This window comes from Pseudomonas sp. NPDC047961, assembly GCF_050272435.1.
Taxonomy (GTDB): domain Bacteria; phylum Pseudomonadota; class Gammaproteobacteria; order Pseudomonadales; family Pseudomonadaceae; genus Stutzerimonas.
Genome location: NZ_JBNNMD010000002.1, coordinates 549,029 through 565,980, shown reverse-complemented (window position 1 = coordinate 565,980; position 16,952 = coordinate 549,029). Strand labels below are relative to the sequence as shown.

Here is a 16,952-nt window from a genome sequence, read left to right as displayed (position 1 = left end):
AATAATGATTGCCGCTGAAAAAGTTCTCTCTGCCGCGTTTCCTGAGTTCGAAGTCATCACCGCACCTCGTCCGGATGGTGGGCTTCTGCTAACACTTCGTAATGATGATAGGGATGTCATCAAGCGGGCCCTGTCCAAAGGCCAGACCCAAACCGACATTCAGCTGGAATGGGTCATCAGCTCGGTCCGCCGTGATCTCGCATTGGAAGCGGGAATGTCGCCGGCCATTGCCCGCTTGCAGAGCCAGAGCCGCACCGGGTTACCTACCTACGAGTACGCCTGAGACCTATGGCAGGCCTGCACTGCCATAGGCCTGCCGTTCTCAAACATACCTCCCCCCGTGCTGACGATCGGACCGAAGAGTCTGAATGCAGCACAAACCTGATCGAGGAAATGTCCATGAATGCCATCGACCTGTTGATCGACGACCACGAGAAAGTCAAAGACATCCTGACGCGCCTCACCGATACCACCGAGCGTGCGGTCAAGACCCGTACCGAATTGCTGCAAAAGCTGGAGATGGAGGTGTCGATCCATACCCAGCTGGAAGAACAGATTCTCTATCCAGCCTTCAAGGAAGCAGGCGGAAAAGAGGAAAAGACCATGTATCACGAGGCCAAGGAAGAGCACCGTGCGGTCGATTCGCTGGTATTGCCTGACCTTAAGGCAACTGACCCGTCGACGCTCGAATTCTCCGGGCGCGTGAAAGTGTGCAAGGAACTGCTCGAGCATCACATCGAGGAAGAAGAGTCCGAGATGTTTCCTTCTGCGCGTGAACTGTTCAGCGAAGACAAGCTGAACGAGATGGGGCAGCAGATGGAAGCGCTCAAGACCCGCCTGAAGAAAGAATTTGCTGCCAAACAGGCAGCTTGATTGAACGATGCCGGGGCGCAATGCCCCGGTCTATCCGGGCCTACGAAAGCACTAGGCTTCGCTCGGCGCCTCGCTGATCTGCATCAACATCCCTGCTCAACGCTACTGTCAGGCTTGATGGCCTAGTGCTACTTGGTGGCGGTATTGCCTGCTCGTAGCGGGTCAAACGAAAGGAGCCACGCTTGGCGGCTTCAGGGTAGGTGGCGGATGGAAGACGAGCTAAAGGAATTGCTGAAGCGGATTGGTCTCGGGCCTGAGGCGATCCGTACGCGCATGCGCTTTCTGGAGTGGCAGTCAAGCGATGGCGCACGATTGAACAGTGCTGCCGCCGATGTGGACGATGCGCATGCCAAGTTCATTGAGCGCCTCTATACCCACATGGCCGCCTTCGAGGTACCGACGGCGCTGATTGCCGATCCCCAGCGGCTGGTGCGACTCAAGCATAGCCAGCGAAGTTATTACGAACGGCTGTGGAATGGTCCATACGACCGTAGCTATGTAACGGACCGTCTGTTGGTCGGGCTGGTGCATCAGCGTGTGGGCGTCGACCTGGAGTGGTACCTGGGCGCCTATCGCCTGTATCTCGGCGACATGCTGGCGGAGCTAGTGGGTGATGCGCCGGGGTATGGCGTGTTCGACAGCCTGCTCAAGGCAGTGTTCTTCGACATGATTCTCGCGATCGACACCTACACGGTGGCGCAGCGTCAGGCCCTGGAAGACAGTGAAGCGCGCTTGGCCCGTGCCATGAGGGGCACCGAGGATGGCATCTGGGACTGGCACATCGATGCCGACCAGCTCTATCTCTCCGAACGCTGGATGGCCATGCTGGGCCTTTCCGCCGAGCCCGGATACACCAGCGACAGCTGGTTCAATCGAGTCCATCCGGATGATCTGGCGGGATTGCGCGAAGCCATTTCCGCGCATCTGGGTGGTCGCACGGCATCGTTGAACCATGAGTACCGCATTCAAACCCACTACAACGAATACCTCTGGGTGCAGGTGCGCGGCGTGGTCGAGCATTGCGAACGCAGCGGGCGGCGCATGGCCGGCTCGCAAACCAACATCAGCGCGCGCAAGATCGCCGAAAGTTGTCTGCACCACGCGGCCCGTCACGATCCGCTCACCGGGCTTGCGAATCGTCTGCATATGGATGAGCTCCTCAAGGCCGCGCAGCAGCGGGGCGGGGTACGGGACTCTGCGCTGTTATTCGTCGATGTCGATCGTTTCAAGCTGATCAATGACAGCCTTGGTCACCGTGTCGGCGATCAGGTCCTGGTGGAGGTTGCTCGACGTCTCTCCGGTTGCCTGCGCCCCGGTGATCATCTTGCCCGTTTCGGGGGCGATGAGTTCGTGGCGTTGCTGGGCGACCTTGCGTGCGCCAGCGACGCCGAGCGCGTGGCGCAGCGCATGCTCAACGCGCTGCGGGCGCCCTTGCAGCTGGCTGAGCGAACACTTTCGCTCAGTGCCAGCATCGGTATCGCTCCGTTACAGCGTGACGGCAAACCGCTAGATGCATTGCAAGCCGCCGATCTGGCGCTGTACCGCGCCAAGAACGCCGGCAAGAACCAGTTCGCCTTGTACTGCGAAGGGCTGCAAAGCACGGCGCAGCGTCAACTGGAGCTGGAAAGCAATTTGGCGCAAGCTCTGGAACGCAACGAGTTCACGCTCTGTTACCAACCGATATGCCGTCTGGTTGGCGGGCAAGCCCATCTGGCCGGGGTTGAGGCACTGTTGCGCTGGCAGCATGACGGGCGCTCGGTCGGGCCTCAGGAGTTCATCCCGATACTCGAGGAGTCGCGGGAAATCGTCCGGGTTGGCGAGTGGGTGTTGCGAGAGGCCTGTACGCAGGTGCGGCGCTGGCAGCAGGCCGGTCAGGCGCAGCTCTACTGCTCGGTAAACCTGTCGATTCGACAGCTGCAGCAGGCCGACTTCACCCACCGTCTCATCGCCATTCTTGGCGAGACGCAGCTGCCCGCTTCGAGCCTGGTACTGGAGATCACCGAGACCCTGCTGATGCAGCACAGCGACGCGGTGCTGATGACCTTGCAGGAAATCGCCGACCTCGGTGTGCGGCTGGCGCTGGATGATTTCGGTACTGGCTACTGCTCGCTCGGCTATCTGAAACAGTTTCCCCTGCACATTCTCAAGGTCGACCGCAGTTTCATTGCAGGGGTGGCGGAAGATGCGGATGCCGCCGTGATCAGTCGGGCCATCATCGGGTTGGGTCAGAGCCTCGGTCTGACGGTAGTCGCCGAGGGCGTCGAAGAGGCGAGCCATCTAGCCTTCCTCGAGGCCGAATGCTGCGAGTACGCCCAGGGTTATCTATTCAGCCGACCCCTGTTGGCCGACGCGCTGCGACAACGCTTCGGTCATGACCATTGCGTCGATGGGCTTTGGCAGCTGGCCGTGTCGGCCTAGGTCGCCTGCCTATTGGCAGCTGCAGGCAGCCACTCGGAACCGTCGGGCGGCCTGGACACTGGGGCGGGGCACTCCGGGACGTCTGCAGGGTCAATTTGATAAGGATTGACTCATGCCCGCAGGCTACTCGCGGGATAGATGCTTGGAGGTATTGATGCGATTGGCCTATCTGTATGCCCCTGTTCTTGGCCTGGTTCTCGTGGGTTGTGGACAGGATGACGTTGATCGGGAGGTGGCGACGCCCGAACCTGCCATCGAAAAGCCTGAGCCGCCCTTCACGGGTGCGCCACCCTCCAATGATGGAGAGGGCGCCGGTCCTGAAGCTGGTGCACCACTGGCGACCGGTGCAGAGGGCAACATGGACACAGCGCCAGCGGATAACGGCAGCGGCCTTGGCACAGCGTCCGGCGCGGGTACCGCACCCAACACCACACGCGGCGCATCAGGCGCTGCTCAGTAAACTTCGGAATGATCTGAATGCATGTGCCGAAGCCGCCCAACATGAGGCTGGCGCACTGCACGGCAGGAGAAATGATATGAAATCCAGACTGATTGCCATCACTGCAGCACTTCCGCTCGCATTGACACTGGTCGGCTGCTCGCCAGACGACGAGCCGTCGGCGCTGCGCAATGTCGAAAGGAACCAGCAGGAGTACCAGAACACGGCGACCGACCCGGCCGGCCCGCGTGAGCTCTCGCCGCCTTCCAACATGACCAATCAGTAGTCGGGCTAGGCGTATTGCGCCGCGGCGTAGCCCGAGGCCCAGGCCCACTGGAAGTTGAAGCCGCCAAGGTGGCCGGTGACATCCAGAACTTCACCAACGAAATACAGGCCTGGTGATTTCTGGGACTCCATCGTCTTGGATGACACCTCCTTCGTATCCACGCCGCCGAGGGTCACCTCGGCCGTCCGATAGCCCTCAGTACCTGCCGGCACCAGGCGCCAGCAGCCCAGTCGCTCGGCGATTTCGATCAACTCGTTGGCCGAATACTGTTTCAACGGTTTAGAGACGAACCAGTGTTCTGCCAGAAGTCCGGCCATCTTGCGGGTGAACAGTTCGCCGAGCAGGGTTTTCAGCTCGGTATTGGGGCGCTCGCGGCGTTGCTCGTCCAGCCACTCGCTCAGGTTCAGGTGCGGCAACAGGTTGATCTCGATAGCGTCGCCTGGCTCCCAGTAGGAGGAGACCTGCAGAATCGCCGGACCGGACAGCCCGCGATGGGTAAACAGGATGTTTTCGCGGAAGGTTTGGCCGTTGCAGCTGACCAGGCAATCCTCGACTGAAGTCCCTGACAGCGCCTCGCACATCGACTTCAATTGTGGCTCGGTGATGGTGAAGGGCACCAAGCCTGCGCGGGTCGGCAGCACGGTGTGGCCGAACTGCCGCGCCACTTGATAACCGAATGCGCTCGCACCGAGGGTCGGGATCGACAAGCCGCCGGTGGCGATCACCAGCGACTGGCAGGTTACCGGTCCTGCATCGGTCAGCAGCTGGTAGCCATCATCCGCGTTGTCTATGGTTTGTACGGCCGTCTCGAGCCGAAGGTCGACGCCGGCCTGCTCGCACTCGTCCAGCAGCATATCCAGGATGTCGCTCGCCTTGTTATCGCAGAACAGCTGGCCCAGCTTCTTCTCGTGGTAGGGCACGCCGTGACGGCAGACCATCTCGATGAAGTCCCACTGGGTATAGCGGGCGAGCGCGGATTTGCAGAAATGCGGGTTGCCGGAAAGGAAGTTGGCCGGCTCGGTGTAGAGGTTGGTGAAGTTGCAGCGGCCACCGCCTGACATGAGGATCTTTTTGCCGGCTTTGTTGGCGTGGTCGATGAGCAGGACCCGTCTGCCCCGGGCGGCTGCTGTGAAGGCGCACATCAGCCCGGCAGCCCCTGCGCCGATTACTATCACGTCCGTCTGCACTGCCAGCTACCTCGCCCGGAAAATGCGCGATGGTACTCCTGCCGCTCGCTGGCTGCAGCTCGGTGTTCCCGCATCCGACGAGCCGGGCATCCCAAACGGCGCTGGTTGTGATTAGCTAGCGCTGGTGGCGCTTCGCCATGAGTGTGCGGGAGAGTGCTTTGACAACAATAAAAAAATTTATGGTTGGAATGCTGCTGTCGACCAGTGCGTCGGTTTCTGCCGAAGTGCTGAGACTGGCAGGTGATGCCTGGCCGCCCTACACAGACCAAACCTTGCCCGGCGACGGGTTGTCGGTCGAGCTTATCCGCACGGCGCTTGGTCGCGCGGGCTATGACGTCACCTACACCGAGGTGCCTTGGGAGCGAGTGGTGCTGGGGTTACAGCAAGGCAAGTACGACATCATCAACGACTGGTTCACGACCCGGCATGCAGACTACGCAGCGTACAGTCGTCCCTTCCTGAGCAACCGGGTGCGTTGGGTACAGCGGCAGGGTGCGGGCATCCGCTATGAGGGACGTGAAAGTCTGCGCACTTATGACATCGTGCTAACCAATGGTTATGCCTATAGCGATGAGCTGGCAGACGATTCAACACTCAACAAAGGCTACGCCAATAACTTCGTGCAGGCGGCTCGAATGCTGCTGGCCGATCGCGCTGATCTGGCCCTTGAGGACGAGCGTACTGTGCTGTTTCACTTCAACGGCTCGCTCAAGGATGTGAGTGATGGGCTGAGTTTCGTACCGGGTGAATTCAGCATCCGCGATCTGTCGCTGGTGGTGCGTAATGATCATCCGCAGCAGGCTGCAATCATTGCGGCCTTCAACCGCGAGATCAAGGCGATGGTCGAGGATGGCACCTACGCGGCCATCTTCGCGCGTCATGGTCTCCCTTCGCCGAATTCGCTGCCTCAGCCTTGAGGCTGCGGAGGTTGCCGCAGCAGGTGCGCGGCCATGCTGCGTAGTGGTGCCAGCTGTCGGCAGATCAGTCCCAGCTGGGTCTGCAGCAGACGATGGCTATCGTCGAGGTCTTCCGAGGTCTGCTCCAGCTGTTGCGCCAGCGCTTCTTCTGCTTCGCTGTAAACGGCAACCGGTTGGTTGTGTTGCAGCCCGTTGGCCAGCTCGTCGAGGCTGCTCGCCAATTGCTGTGCCGCGCTCTCCAGCATTTCGTCACGCGCATCGTCGGGCAGACTCTCGCGGTGGGCGCCCAAGCCCGACAGGTAGTTGAGCAGCGTGTGCGAGAGGATCAAGAAGCGAAAGCCGGTTTCCGCGTCCTTACGGAAATGCCCAGGTTCCAGGAGCATGTTCGACAAGGTGGTGGAGAGCGCCGCGTCGGCGTTGTGTGCGTTGCGCCGCGCCAGTCGATACGCCAGATCATCACGCTTGCCGCTTTCGTACTGGGTCATGATTTGCCGTAGATAGTCGGCGCTGCGCGCGAGCGTATTGGCGACGACCTGGTTGAGGCGCCGGCCCTGCCAGTCCGGCAGTACGAGGAACACGGCGGCCGCCGCGATCAGGCTGCCCAGGATGGTGTCGACCAGCCGTGGCCAGAACAGCCCGTAACCGTCACCCACCTGGTTGAAACAGAACAGCACCAGCAGCGTGATCGCCGCGGTCGCCAAGGTGTAGCGGCTGCTGCGAGCAGCGAAGAACACGACGCCCGCGATCACGGCGAACAGCGCCTGTATCTGCTGGCTGGGAAACAGATCGAACAGCGCCCAGCCAACAGCCAGGCCGAGTGCCGTGCCCGTCACGCGCTGGACCAGCTTGATCCGCGTGGCGCCGTAGTTGGGCTGGCAGACGAACACCGTCGTCAGCAATACCCAATAACCCTGTTCGGGGTGGATCGTGTGGAGCACGGCATAGCCACAAAGCAGCGCCAAACTCATGCGCAAGGCATGGCGGAACAGCAGCGAGGTGGGTGTCAGCTGCAAGCGGATACGGTTGAACGCATCCCGCAACGATTGTGGCTGCCGATCCAGCAGGCTGCTGTCCTGTTCCCCTTCCAGGGCATCGGGGTTGGTCGCCGTGGACAGCTGGCGCTGCATGGTTGCTAGGTTGCCGGACAATGCCCGCAGTGAGCGCAACAGCCCGCGCCACGCCGGGTTGCTCTGCATTCGCAGATGTTCCAGCGACGACTCCAGGTCCGCCAGTGCCTGTGCATTGGCTTCGCTGTAGCGAAACGGCTGACGCAGCTGGACGGCATTCGCCAGGTCCACGCAAGCCAAGCCCTGCAAGCGCAGCAGTCTGCCGCAACGAAACAGTACGTCGCTGTGAAAGAACGCCTCGGCCAGCTCCTGGTAAGGATAGTGCGAGGAGCTGACGCGCTCGTGCAGGTCCTGTGCAAGGAAGTAGAGCTTGAGGTAGTGGCTGATCTTCGCTCCGGGCCGACCATTGCCCAGGCGATGCAGCAGGGTTTCCTTGGTGGCATTCAGCGCGCTGACCACCCGGCCGTTCTGCTGCGCCAGTTGCAGGCGACGTTCTTCCACATCCAACTGGCGCACCGGCTCGAACAGGGCGGCCTTGAGTTTGTAGTACTGCCCCAGCTCCCGGTACAGGCGGGCCAGACTTTGCTGTACGGGCTGGTTCGCAAAGAGCGCATTCCAGACGACGGAAAGCAGGCCATACCAGGTCGCGCCCGCCAGTAACAGCAGCGGGTCGCGCCAGGGATGCAGCGCCTCGCCGCCACGCTGGTCGGCTGCGATCATGCTGTAGATCGAGAGAATCAACGTTGCCTGGGCGATGGTTGCGTAGCGTTCGCCCAGTGCACCGAGCATCACCAGGCCGAACGCTGATGCCGCCATGCCGAGCGCAAACAGCAGAGGGAAGGGGAACAGCAGCTGCACTGAAGCCGCGGCAATGCTGAAGCACAGCAGTGTGACCAGCAGGGCCGATAACCGCCCTAGCCAGCTGTCGTCGGTTTCCGCCAGGGCGCTGGCAATGACGCCGAGGAACAAGGGAATCGCCATCGATGGCTGGGAGAGGTACCAGCTCAATCCCATGCTGCCGGCCAGTGCGATCAGTACGCGAAGGCTGTAGCCGAACTTGTCCAGCGCCCAGAGCTGGCGCAGGGAATGGCTGAGCGAGGGTGAGCGCATAGAACGAGTCGGACCTGGCTGGGAGAAGAAGGTAGGACGTCGACCGTGGGCTGACGTCACGGCAATCGAAGCAAAGCTTATACCGTCCATCCGTCTCGCATCATCGGAACGAAACCGCACGGTCATCGTTTAGCCGCATTCGTCAGGCTTCATTCATGCCGCCCCCTCCCATTCCTATAAAAGAGGACACCGCATGAACCGTGAACACGATGCCAGCCGCCGCAGCCTGCTCAAAGGTGGCGCTATCACCGCCGCCGTCGTCGCCAGCACGCCGTTTCTCGGCACGCTCGAAGCCTTTGCTGCACGTAACGCACAAGGTCGCGGCGCCGGCCTGGTTCGCAGCAGCTACGGCCCGTTGCGTCCCACCAAGGATCTGAGCACCGGTCTGGAATTGCTCCAGCTGCCCGACGGGTTCCAGTACAAGAGCTTTTCATGGACTGGCGACCTGATGGAAAACGGTCAGCCTGTACCCACGTCGCATGACGGCATGGGCGTTATCGAGGTACGTCGCGGCCAGCATGGCCCGGAAATCGTGCTGGTGCGTAACCATGAAGCCAGCACCGGCCCGCTGATCGACGCCACCGGCATCTACGATGACGTGACCCTGTCCAACGGCCAGCGTCCGGCCGGCGGCACCACCAACCTCTATGTTTCCCGCGACATCATGCAGCCGGTACGCACCCTGCCGAGCCTCGGCGGAACCCGTACCAACTGCGCCGGCGGCGTCACGCCTTGGGGCACCTGGTTAACCTGTGAAGAGAACACCTCTGACTACCGCAGCGTGGGTGGTCGCGCCCACGGCTATGTGTTTGAGGTGACGGCCGACCCGGCGCTGACCACTGGCCAGCCGATCGTGCAGATGGGTCGCTTCCGCCACGAAGCGGTCGCAGTGGACCCGCGTAACAGCTATGTCTATTTGACGGAAGACGCCCGCAACCAATCCGGCTATTATCGCTATATCCCCACTGACGCGAGCCAGCAGCCAGGTTCACTTGCCTCGGGTGGAATACTGCAAGCCGCTCGGGTGCGTAATCGTGCGTTGATCGACCTGCATGCGCCGAAGCAGGGCGACAGCTATCAACTGGAGTGGGTGGAAGTATCGAATCCGGACCTCGAGCCTCAGCCCGAAGGCAGCGGCCCTTATGTTCAGGGGCGTCAGGCCGGCGGCCTGAGCATGAGCCGCGGCGAAGGCATCTGGTACAGCGAGGGCAAGCTCTACATTGTCGACACCAGTGCCGGTACCGACAGTCAGGGCCGCCCCGGTTACGGCCGTGGGGCGGTGTGGGTGCACGATCTGGCGAACGACCGCTTGACCTGCGTCTTCGCGTCCACCGACGCCGAAATCGCCAACAACCCGGACAACATTACGGTCAGCCCGCGCGGCGGTGTGCTTCTGTGCGAAGACGGTGGTGGTGTGCAGGACGCTTTCGGCTTTGGCGAACGCCTGCTGGGCCTGACCACCGCGGGGGAGGCGTACATCTTCGCCAAGAACAACGTGGTGTTCGATGACGTCCAGGCCGCGGCGGCCGGGAAGAACGCTTCGGGCGGCGACTACCGCAACCGTGAGTTCTGCGGCGCCTGCTTCGATCCGACCGGACACTTCCTGTTCGTCAACATCCAGACCCCCGGCATCACCTTTGCCATCTGGGGTCCCTGGGCTCGCGGTTCGCTGTAAGTCCAGTTCTGATGAGACCGATCAGAAGGAGCTGATCGGACTTGTTTAGTTTGTAGGGTGGACGTCGCTTCTTACGTCCACCGTCGCCGGTGGATCGGAGAAGCGTGATCCACCCTACATTCAGCATTCAGCATTCAGCTTAAAGCTGCCTGACCTTCAATGAACGCCCCTTGATCTTGCCGGAGTTCAGGCGATTCATTGCCTGCTTGGCCACGTCGCGCTCGACCGCGACAAACGCCTGAAAGTCAAAGATCGCGATCTTGCCCACCTGCTTGCCCGGAATCCCCGCATCGCCTGTCAGTGCACCAAGGATGTCGCCGGGCCGCAGCTTGTCCTTGCGGCCTGCGCCGATGCACAGCGTCACCATTGGCGGCTGCAGCGGTTCGCCTGGCTGCACTTTCAGATCTCCCAGGGGCTGCCAATTGAGCGGCGCTTTCTGCCGGTCCTCGATGGCCTGGGCTCGGTGGCCTTCGGCCGGGGCGACGAGGCTGATGGCGATGCCTTTCTTGCCGGCGCGACCGGTGCGCCCAACCCGGTGGATGTGGATTTCGGAATCACGCGCCAGCTCGACGTTAATCACCATGTCCAGCGCGTCGATATCCAATCCCCGGGCCGCCACATCGGTCGCGACCAGCACCGACAGGCTGCGGTTGCTGAACATCGCCAGCACCTGATCGCGGTCGCGCTGCTCCAGATCGCCGTTCAGCGCCATGGCAGAGATACCCTTTTCGGTGAGAGCGTCGACCAATTCCTGGCACTGCTGCTTGGTAAAGCAGAAGGCCACGCAGGTCTCGGGTCGGAAGCTGGCGAGGATGCGAATAACCGCCTGCATGCGCGCTTCGGGATCGATCTCGTAGAAGCGCTGCTCGATTTGGGTGTCGTCATGCAGGGCTTCGACCTTGACCTGCTGCGGATCGCGCATGAACGTCGATGCGAGTTGCTTGATGCCGGTGGGGTAGGTCGCCGAGAACAGCAGGGTTTGCCGCTTGGTCGGGGTCTGCCCGATGATCTCGGCAATCGCATCGTAGAAACCCATATCGAGCATGCGGTCGGCTTCGTCGAGGATCAGCTTGTTCAGGCCGTCGAGTTTCAGTGAGCCCTTTTTCAAGTGTTCCTGAACGCGCCCAGGCGTGCCGACGATGATATGGGCGCCGTGTTCCAGCGAACCGATCTGCGGGCCGATGGACACGCCGCCGCAAAGCGTCAGGATCTTGATGTTGTCTGCCGAGCGCGCCAGCCGGCGCAGTTCCTTGGCGACCTGATCGGCCAGCTCGCGGGTCGGGCAAAGCACCAGCGCCTGACAGCCAAAATAGCGCGGGTTGATTGGCTCCAGCAGGGCGATACCGAAGGCGGCGGTCTTGCCGCTGCCGGTCTTCGCCTGCGCGATAAGGTCCATACCTTTAAGCATGACCGGCAGGCTTTGCGCCTGAATCGGCGTCATTTCGGCATAGCCGAGCGCGTCGAGGTTGGCCAGCGTTGCAGGGCTGAGGGGCAGGGTGGCGAAGGCTGAACTGGGCACGGTATTGATCTGCTAGAAAAAGTGAGGCGCAGTCTAACAGGCGGCCCGCATCCACGCGTGCTGCCGATGGCCTGGCACCACGGGCGGAACGGATCGCGGCGACAGCCGGTCCCACTGAAGTCAATACAGAGTCAGGAGGCCGTTTTGTCCCGTTTGTTGTTGCTATTGAGCGCTTTAACCCTTCCCGCCGTTGCCGCTGAGCCAACCCTGTTCGGCCGCTATGAGCAGATCAAGATCGAAGACCTCGGCAAGACCCTCAAGGCGAAGATGGACACCGGTGCCATGACGGCTTCGCTGTCGGCACGTGATATCGAACGATTCGAGCGAGATGGTGAAGACTGGGTGAGATTCCGCCTGGCAGTCGAAGGCGCTGACGACACGCTATATGAGCATCGGCTGGCGCGAATCGCCGAAATCAAGACCCGCAAAGAAGAGGCGGTCGACCCGGACGACGACACCGATGTGGAGCGTGGGCCGGATGTAGCCGAGCGGCCGGTTGTCGAGATGCAGCTATGCATCGGTGACCAGCTACGCGAAACCGAGGTCAACCTGACCGACCGTAGCCACTTCCGCTATCCGCTATTGATAGGTGCGACGGCGATTCGCGACCTGGAAGCGGCAATTGACCCTGCCCAGAAGTATACGGCTGGGCGTCCCACCTGCTAGTTCGGCTCGCTTCCTGCGAGCCAAGCGGGCGCGGATGGTAATAGCCTCCCGCGCCCGACGCACCCATTTGACCCCTATGGTTTGTCGCAATCAGAAGGGCACTTAGCGATGCGTATTAACGACTATTATCGTCGACGAGCCTGACTCGGCTTGTAATCTAATCATAATCTTCGAGTGTTATTTAATTCGCGCATATTATTACTGCTCTGATCTTCGGACCCTATGCGAAAGATAAATATAAGTCGTCTTGCGCTTTTATTATTTCCGGTATCTGTTTAGTAGCTAGTATTCGAGGATTAGAAACCCTAGTTCAACGCTTGTTTTGTTTCGTGACCGCTGGGTCAGGTAATAATGATCCTCTGCGCGCGGCAAGCGGCTCGAAAGATTGGGTTCCATTTCGCTGAGGTGTTGGCAGAAGCGCTCAGTGTATGGCTTGAGGGTCGCGTGTCTTTAGGCACTACTAGTGCGCTGGCATATGGCCTGTTGGGAGGATATGGGACGGTCAGGCGACGGTTGGGGTGTCGTTTTAGCGCTTGTTCTAGAGCCCGTCAGACTAAAGTCGGGGCTATCTTTTCACGACACATCCTTGCTAAATTCACGATGTGGTTCCCTTCACCCGTAATAAAAATAAGACGGAGAACGTCATGGCCGACGACGACGACAAAAAAAATGCTGATGCGTACTGGAAGGCGAATGTTCGCCTCATAACATGGAGCTTGGTAGTTTGGGCTCTTGTCTCATATGGTTTCGCCATTCTTCTGCGCCCTTTGCTGGCGGGTATCCCGGTCGGGGGAACTGACCTGGGGTTCTGGTTCGCTCAACAGGGTTCCATCATTACGTTCATTTTGATCATCTTCCACTACGCGTGGCGGCTGAACAAACTGGACAAGGAATTCGGGGTTGAGGAGTAACTAGAATGAGCCAATATTGGATCAACATGTCGTTCGTGGGCGCGTCCTTCCTGCTTTATATCGGGATCGCGATCTGGGCCCGCGCCGGTTCGACCAAAGAATTCTATGTCGCTGGTGGGGGTGTTCACCCAGTAACCAACGGCATGGCAACGGCGGCAGACTGGATGTCTGCAGCTTCCTTCATTTCCATGGCAGGTCTGATCGCCTCCGGCGGTTATGCCACTTCGGCGTACCTGATGGGCTGGACCGGTGGCTACGTGCTGCTGGCGATGCTGTTGGCGCCCTACCTGCGCAAGTTCGGCAAGTTCACGGTTCCGGACTTCATCGGTGACCGTTTCTACAGCCGTGGTGCGCGCCTGACTGCAGTCGTCTGCCTTATCCTGATCTCCGTAACTTACGTAATCGGCCAGATGGCTGGTGCGGGTGTGGCGTTCTCTCGCTTCCTGGAAGTGAGCAACTCCACCGGTATCTGGATCGCAGCCGTGATCGTGTTCGCCTACGCGGTATTCGGCGGCATGAAGGGGATCACCTACACCCAGGTGGCGCAGTACGTGGTTCTGATCATTGCCTACACTATTCCGGCCGTGTTCATTGCCATGCAGCTGACGGGCAACCCGATCCCGATGTTCGGCATGTTCAGCACCCATACCGAATCCGGTATGCCGCTGCTCGACAAACTGAACCAGGTGGTCACTGACCTCGGCTTCGCCGCTTACACCGCGGACGTCGACAACAAGCTGAACATGTTCCTGTTCACCCTGTCGCTGATGATCGGTACCGCTGGTCTGCCACACGTGATCATCCGCTTCTTCACCGTACCGAAGGTGGCTGACGCCCGTTGGTCCGCTGGCTGGACGCTGATCTTCATCGCTCTGTTGTACCTCACCGCGCCGGCTGTTGCCTCCATGGCACGCCTGAACCTGGTACAGACCATCTATCCTGAAGGCCCACAGGCCGATGCGATCCGCTACGAAGATCGTCCAGAGTGGATCCAGACTTGGGAAAAGACTGGTCTGATCGCTTGGGAAGACAAGAACGCTGACGGTCGTGTGCAGATGTACAACGACACCAACGCCGCCTTTACCCCGACCGCTACTGAGCGTGGCTGGAATGGCAACGAGCTGACCGTGAACAACGACATCATTGTTCTGGCCAACCCGGAAATCGCCAACCTGCCGGGCTGGGTCATCGGTCTGATCGCTGCCGGTGCTATCGCTGCTGCGCTCTCAACTGCTGCGGGTCTGCTGCTGGCGATCTCCTCTGCCATCAGTCATGACCTGATCAAGACGCTGATCAATCCAAAGATCAGTGAGAAGAACGAAATGCTGGCTGCCCGTCTAGCCATGACCGCAGCGATTCTGCTTGCGACTTGGCTGGGCCTGAATCCTCCGGGCTTTGCGGCTCAGGTCGTCGCCCTGGCGTTCGGTCTTGCGGCAGCGAGTCTGTTCCCGGCGCTGATGATGGGTATCTTCTCCAAGCGTGTGAACAGCAAGGGCGCTGTCGCAGGAATGCTGGTTGGTGTGGTTTCCACCGCCGTGTACATCTTCCTGTACCTGGGCTGGTTCTTCATCCCTGGCACTGCAAGCATCCCCAACACGCCTGATCAGTGGTGGATGGGCATCTCGCCGCAGGCCTTCGGTGCGGTAGGTGCGATGCTGAACTTCGCTGTTGCCTACGCTGTGTCGATGGCTACCGAGGCTCCGCCGCAGGAGATTCAGGATCTGGTCGAGAGCGTTCGTACTCCTAAGGGTGCTGGCGTTGCGCTTGATCACTAACTGATAATGCAGCCGGACGTCAGACCTGTTCTGGCACAAGGTTGAGGTACAAGTCGGGCTTCCATATGGAAGCCCGATTTTTTTAGGGGAGTTGTATATGTTCTGGCATCTAATTGCGGCAATCGTCGCTGGAGTGGCGGGAGCCGGCATCGGGCTTTTGCTCCGCTCACTGACGCGTAAGCGAGTGCCGAAATGGATCATTCCTGTCTGTGCAGGTCTGGGAATGCTGAGTTACACCATCCATTACGAATACACCTGGTTCGAAACCAAACAGGCCCGCTTACCGGAAGGGACCGTGGTTGTTTCGAGCGAAGAGGGAGAAATGTTGTGGCGCCCATGGACCATGATGTATCCCATGCCGCTGAGTTACACCGTGCTTGATCAGGCAAACGCGCAGACCCAGGATACGAACCAGGGCCGCATAGCCCGCTTTGTCCTGTATCGCTTCGATAAGCAGCATCTAACTTCCACCGTCGTCAGTGGACGTTATCAGCTGATTTGCGCGGAAAAGGCCATGTTCAGGCTGAACGAGGCGGGTCAGGCCAAAGCCGAAACCTTGACCGAGTTGGACGCCGATTCGCCGCTGTTTCAACGCATCTGCGGTGCCGATTCGCGTTAAGCCTCGGCGGAAGATTGGATCCATCACGCCGCTGAGCCCGTTGCTGGGGCGCAGCGCTGCGTTGGAGGCAACGTCTGGCCAGTCTAGGTCGGGCGGCCGGCCGAGGCTTTCAGGAACTCATTCCTTGAATACAGGCTGCGCAGTTCTGGCGGATGCTGCCATCCGACAGCGCAGCAGCGGCCATGCGCCCAGCGCTGCCGGGAGGCCTAGGCCGAGCCAGGCAAGTGCATCCCACCAGCCATCCCCCAGCAACGCAGCGAAAAGACCGGCTAGGCCGAGCACGGCTATCAATCCCGGCAGCAAGAAGGTCGATTTGCGCCAGCTCATTCCGACACATCTCTAGCGGCCACTCGCCCGCCGTGGCGCCGAACCCACCATAGATAAAGCCCGCTACCCAGTACGATGATGGTCAGCACATCGAGCACTGCCCACAGAATCTGCATCGGCCGACCGCCGTAGTCACCGAAGTGCAGTGGTTGTGACAGTCCCAAGGCATCCATGTACCAAGGCCGCTCGCCAACGGCTGTGACCTCCAGTGTCTGCGCATCGATCAGTACAGGGGTAAACAGGTGTGAGGTCAGATGGCTGCTGCCATTCATGAATACGGTGTAGTGGTGCTCGCTGGAAAAGCGCGTGCCCGGAAAGGCGATGAAGTCCGGCTGCATGCCCGGTGCAGCTTGCGTGGCGATCTTCAGTAGATCGCTGGCGGGGGCTCGTGCCGTCAGTGGTGGAGCGTCTTGGTAGGGTTCGAGCATCGTCGCCAACGATTCGGCGCGCCAGGCTTCGATCAGCAGATCGGCGCAGGCGCTGACCACACCGGTGATGCCCACCACCAAGGCCCAACTGAGCGTGACGACACCGATCAGGTTGTGCAGATCGAGCCAGCGCGTCCTGCTGGAACGGTCATGGCGCACCTGAGCAAATTCCAGACGCCGCATAAACGGGGCGTACAGCACCACGCCCGAGATGATCGCTACGACAAACAGGATGCCCATGAACGCCAGCAGCAGCTTGCCCGGCAATCCGGCGAACATGTCCACGTGCATGCGCAGGAAGAACATCATCAGGCCGCCGTTGGCCGCTGGCATCTCGACCGCTTCGCCGGTGCGGGCATCGAGCATGAAGGTGTAGGAAGAGTTGGGTTCGGTGCCGGCTGTTGCAGCGGTAATCGCCACGACCCCGTTAGGCTCGTCCGCTTCCCAACCAAAATACTGCACCACCTCACCCTCGCGGTGCCGCTCGGCGGCTGTCACCAACTGCTGCAGATCGAGATGCGGCGTATCGGGTGCCATCTCACGCAACTCAGGCGCCTCGCCAAGCAGATGTTCCAGTTCGTGATGGAAGATCAGCGGCAATCCAGTGACCGCCAGTAAGAGTAAAAACAGCGTGCAGATCAGGCTGGTCCAGGTATGGACGAAGGACCAGCGGCGGATGGTTTTGCTTTTCATCATGACTCCAGAATGCCAAAGGCCGCGTCAGCGGCCTCCGGT

The 16,952-nt window shown here is 60.4% G+C and carries 16 protein-coding genes; 11 read left to right on the top strand and 5 right to left on the bottom strand.

Annotated elements, in window-relative coordinates; genetic code table 11:
* The first annotated feature begins 4 nt into the window (after positions 1-4).
* From ACQKIK_RS08865 to ACQKIK_RS08845, 5 genes are all read left to right on the top strand, one after another.
* On the top strand, positions 5-283 hold the full coding sequence (locus tag ACQKIK_RS08865; protein ID WP_045423791.1) for a DUF3509 domain-containing protein: 279 nt from the start codon (positions 5-7) through the stop codon (positions 281-283).
* A gap of 116 nt (positions 284-399) precedes the next feature.
* A complete protein-coding gene (locus ACQKIK_RS08860; RefSeq protein WP_045423793.1) occupies positions 400-873 on the top strand; it encodes a PA2171 family ribosome-binding persister protein in 474 nt (157 codons plus the stop codon).
* Between the two features lie 207 nt (positions 874-1,080).
* On the top strand, positions 1,081-3,291 hold the full coding sequence (locus tag ACQKIK_RS08855; protein WP_499135638.1) for a putative bifunctional diguanylate cyclase/phosphodiesterase: 2,211 nt from the start codon (positions 1,081-1,083) through the stop codon (positions 3,289-3,291).
* A 154-nt stretch (positions 3,292-3,445) separates the two neighbouring features.
* Complete coding sequence (locus ACQKIK_RS08850) at positions 3,446-3,751, top strand: hypothetical protein (RefSeq protein ID WP_045423796.1); 306 nt, start codon at positions 3,446-3,448, stop codon at positions 3,749-3,751.
* Positions 3,752-3,827: 76 nt separating this feature from the next.
* Positions 3,828-4,016: a hypothetical protein gene (locus ACQKIK_RS08845; protein ID WP_045423798.1), complete on the top strand. Its 189-nt coding sequence runs from the start codon at positions 3,828-3,830 to the stop codon at positions 4,014-4,016.
* Positions 4,017-4,021: 5 nt separating this feature from the next.
* Here ACQKIK_RS08845 and ACQKIK_RS08840 read toward each other — a convergent pair whose 3' ends face one another.
* Positions 4,022-5,203 carry a BaiN/RdsA family NAD(P)/FAD-dependent oxidoreductase gene (locus tag ACQKIK_RS08840; RefSeq protein WP_052649167.1) on the bottom strand — a complete coding sequence of 394 codons (1,182 nt, stop codon included), beginning with the start codon at positions 5,201-5,203 and terminating at the stop codon, positions 4,022-4,024.
* 158 nt (positions 5,204-5,361) lie between these two features.
* On the opposite strand from ACQKIK_RS08840, the gene ACQKIK_RS08835 reads away from it, so the two are divergent.
* Complete coding sequence (locus ACQKIK_RS08835; protein ID WP_336605005.1) at positions 5,362-6,120, top strand: substrate-binding periplasmic protein; 759 nt, start codon at positions 5,362-5,364, stop codon at positions 6,118-6,120.
* Here ACQKIK_RS08835 and yccS read toward each other — a convergent pair.
* On the bottom strand, positions 6,111-8,297 hold the full coding sequence (yccS, locus tag ACQKIK_RS08830) for a YccS family putative transporter (protein WP_045423804.1): 2,187 nt from the start codon (positions 8,295-8,297) through the stop codon (positions 6,111-6,113). The genes ACQKIK_RS08835 and yccS overlap by 10 nt on opposite strands.
* Positions 8,298-8,490: 193 nt before the next feature.
* On the opposite strand from yccS, the gene ACQKIK_RS08825 reads away from it, so the two are divergent.
* Positions 8,491-9,972 (top strand): PhoX family protein, encoded by a 1,482-nt coding sequence (locus ACQKIK_RS08825; protein WP_499135637.1) that lies wholly within the window; start codon positions 8,491-8,493, stop codon positions 9,970-9,972.
* 139 nt (positions 9,973-10,111) lie between these two features.
* On the opposite strand, the gene dbpA is transcribed toward ACQKIK_RS08825, so the two are convergent.
* The gene (dbpA, locus tag ACQKIK_RS08820; RefSeq protein ID WP_499135636.1) at positions 10,112-11,491 is read right to left on the bottom strand and encodes an ATP-dependent RNA helicase DbpA; all 1,380 of its coding nucleotides are present in this window, start codon (positions 11,489-11,491) and stop codon (positions 10,112-10,114) included.
* A 144-nt stretch (positions 11,492-11,635) separates the two neighbouring features.
* On the opposite strand from dbpA, the gene rloA2 reads away from it, so the two are divergent.
* The 4 genes from rloA2 to ACQKIK_RS08800 all read left to right on the top strand — a co-directional run bounded on the left by rloA2 (position 11,636) and on the right by ACQKIK_RS08800 (position 15,462).
* Positions 11,636-12,157, top strand: coding sequence for a retropepsin-like aspartic peptidase RloA2 (rloA2, locus tag ACQKIK_RS08815; RefSeq protein ID WP_045423808.1), 522 nt, complete (start codon positions 11,636-11,638; stop codon positions 12,155-12,157).
* 644 nt (positions 12,158-12,801) lie between these two features.
* Positions 12,802-13,068, top strand: a complete 267-nt coding sequence (locus ACQKIK_RS08810) for a DUF4212 domain-containing protein (RefSeq protein ID WP_045423810.1) — start codon at positions 12,802-12,804, stop codon at positions 13,066-13,068.
* A 5-nt stretch (positions 13,069-13,073) separates the two neighbouring features.
* Positions 13,074-14,843, top strand: a complete 1,770-nt coding sequence (locus ACQKIK_RS08805) for a sodium:solute symporter family protein (protein WP_463307868.1) — start codon at positions 13,074-13,076, stop codon at positions 14,841-14,843.
* A gap of 97 nt (positions 14,844-14,940) precedes the next feature.
* The gene (locus ACQKIK_RS08800; protein WP_045423816.1) at positions 14,941-15,462 is read left to right on the top strand and encodes a hypothetical protein; all 522 of its coding nucleotides are present in this window, start codon (positions 14,941-14,943) and stop codon (positions 15,460-15,462) included.
* A 117-nt stretch (positions 15,463-15,579) separates the two neighbouring features.
* Here ACQKIK_RS08800 and ACQKIK_RS08795 read toward each other — a convergent pair whose 3' ends face one another.
* Both ACQKIK_RS08795 and ACQKIK_RS08790 read right to left on the bottom strand, forming a co-directional pair.
* Complete coding sequence (locus tag ACQKIK_RS08795) at positions 15,580-15,789, bottom strand: hypothetical protein (RefSeq protein ID WP_499135635.1); 210 nt, start codon at positions 15,787-15,789, stop codon at positions 15,580-15,582.
* The gene (locus ACQKIK_RS08790) at positions 15,786-16,910 is read right to left on the bottom strand and encodes a PepSY-associated TM helix domain-containing protein (protein ID WP_499135634.1); all 1,125 of its coding nucleotides are present in this window, start codon (positions 16,908-16,910) and stop codon (positions 15,786-15,788) included. The genes ACQKIK_RS08795 and ACQKIK_RS08790 overlap by 4 nt, the downstream gene beginning before the upstream one ends.
* Positions 16,911-16,952 lie beyond the last annotated feature (42 nt).

Excerpts from the sequence above, each read along its gene's own strand:
- ACQKIK_RS08865 (WP_045423791.1), top strand. The coding sequence starts at position 5 with ATGATTGCCGCTGAAAAAGTTCTCTCTGCCGCGTTTCCTGAGTTCGAA.
- ACQKIK_RS08860 (WP_045423793.1), top strand. The coding sequence starts at position 400 with ATGAATGCCATCGACCTGTTGATCGACGACCACGAGAAAGTCAAAGAC.
- ACQKIK_RS08855 (WP_499135638.1), top strand. The coding sequence starts at position 1,081 with ATGGAAGACGAGCTAAAGGAATTGCTGAAGCGGATTGGTCTCGGGCCT.
- ACQKIK_RS08850 (WP_045423796.1), top strand. The coding sequence starts at position 3,446 with ATGCGATTGGCCTATCTGTATGCCCCTGTTCTTGGCCTGGTTCTCGTG.
- ACQKIK_RS08845 (WP_045423798.1), top strand. The coding sequence starts at position 3,828 with ATGAAATCCAGACTGATTGCCATCACTGCAGCACTTCCGCTCGCATTG.
- yccS (WP_045423804.1), bottom strand. The coding sequence starts at position 8,297 with ATGCGCTCACCCTCGCTCAGCCATTCCCTGCGCCAGCTCTGGGCGCTG.
- ACQKIK_RS08825 (WP_499135637.1), top strand. The coding sequence starts at position 8,491 with ATGAACCGTGAACACGATGCCAGCCGCCGCAGCCTGCTCAAAGGTGGC.
- ACQKIK_RS08810 (WP_045423810.1), top strand. The coding sequence starts at position 12,802 with ATGGCCGACGACGACGACAAAAAAAATGCTGATGCGTACTGGAAGGCG.
- ACQKIK_RS08805 (WP_463307868.1), top strand. The coding sequence starts at position 13,074 with ATGAGCCAATATTGGATCAACATGTCGTTCGTGGGCGCGTCCTTCCTG.
- ACQKIK_RS08800 (WP_045423816.1), top strand. The coding sequence starts at position 14,941 with ATGTTCTGGCATCTAATTGCGGCAATCGTCGCTGGAGTGGCGGGAGCC.
- ACQKIK_RS08795 (WP_499135635.1), bottom strand. The coding sequence starts at position 15,789 with ATGAGCTGGCGCAAATCGACCTTCTTGCTGCCGGGATTGATAGCCGTG.
- ACQKIK_RS08790 (WP_499135634.1), bottom strand. The coding sequence starts at position 16,910 with ATGAAAAGCAAAACCATCCGCCGCTGGTCCTTCGTCCATACCTGGACC.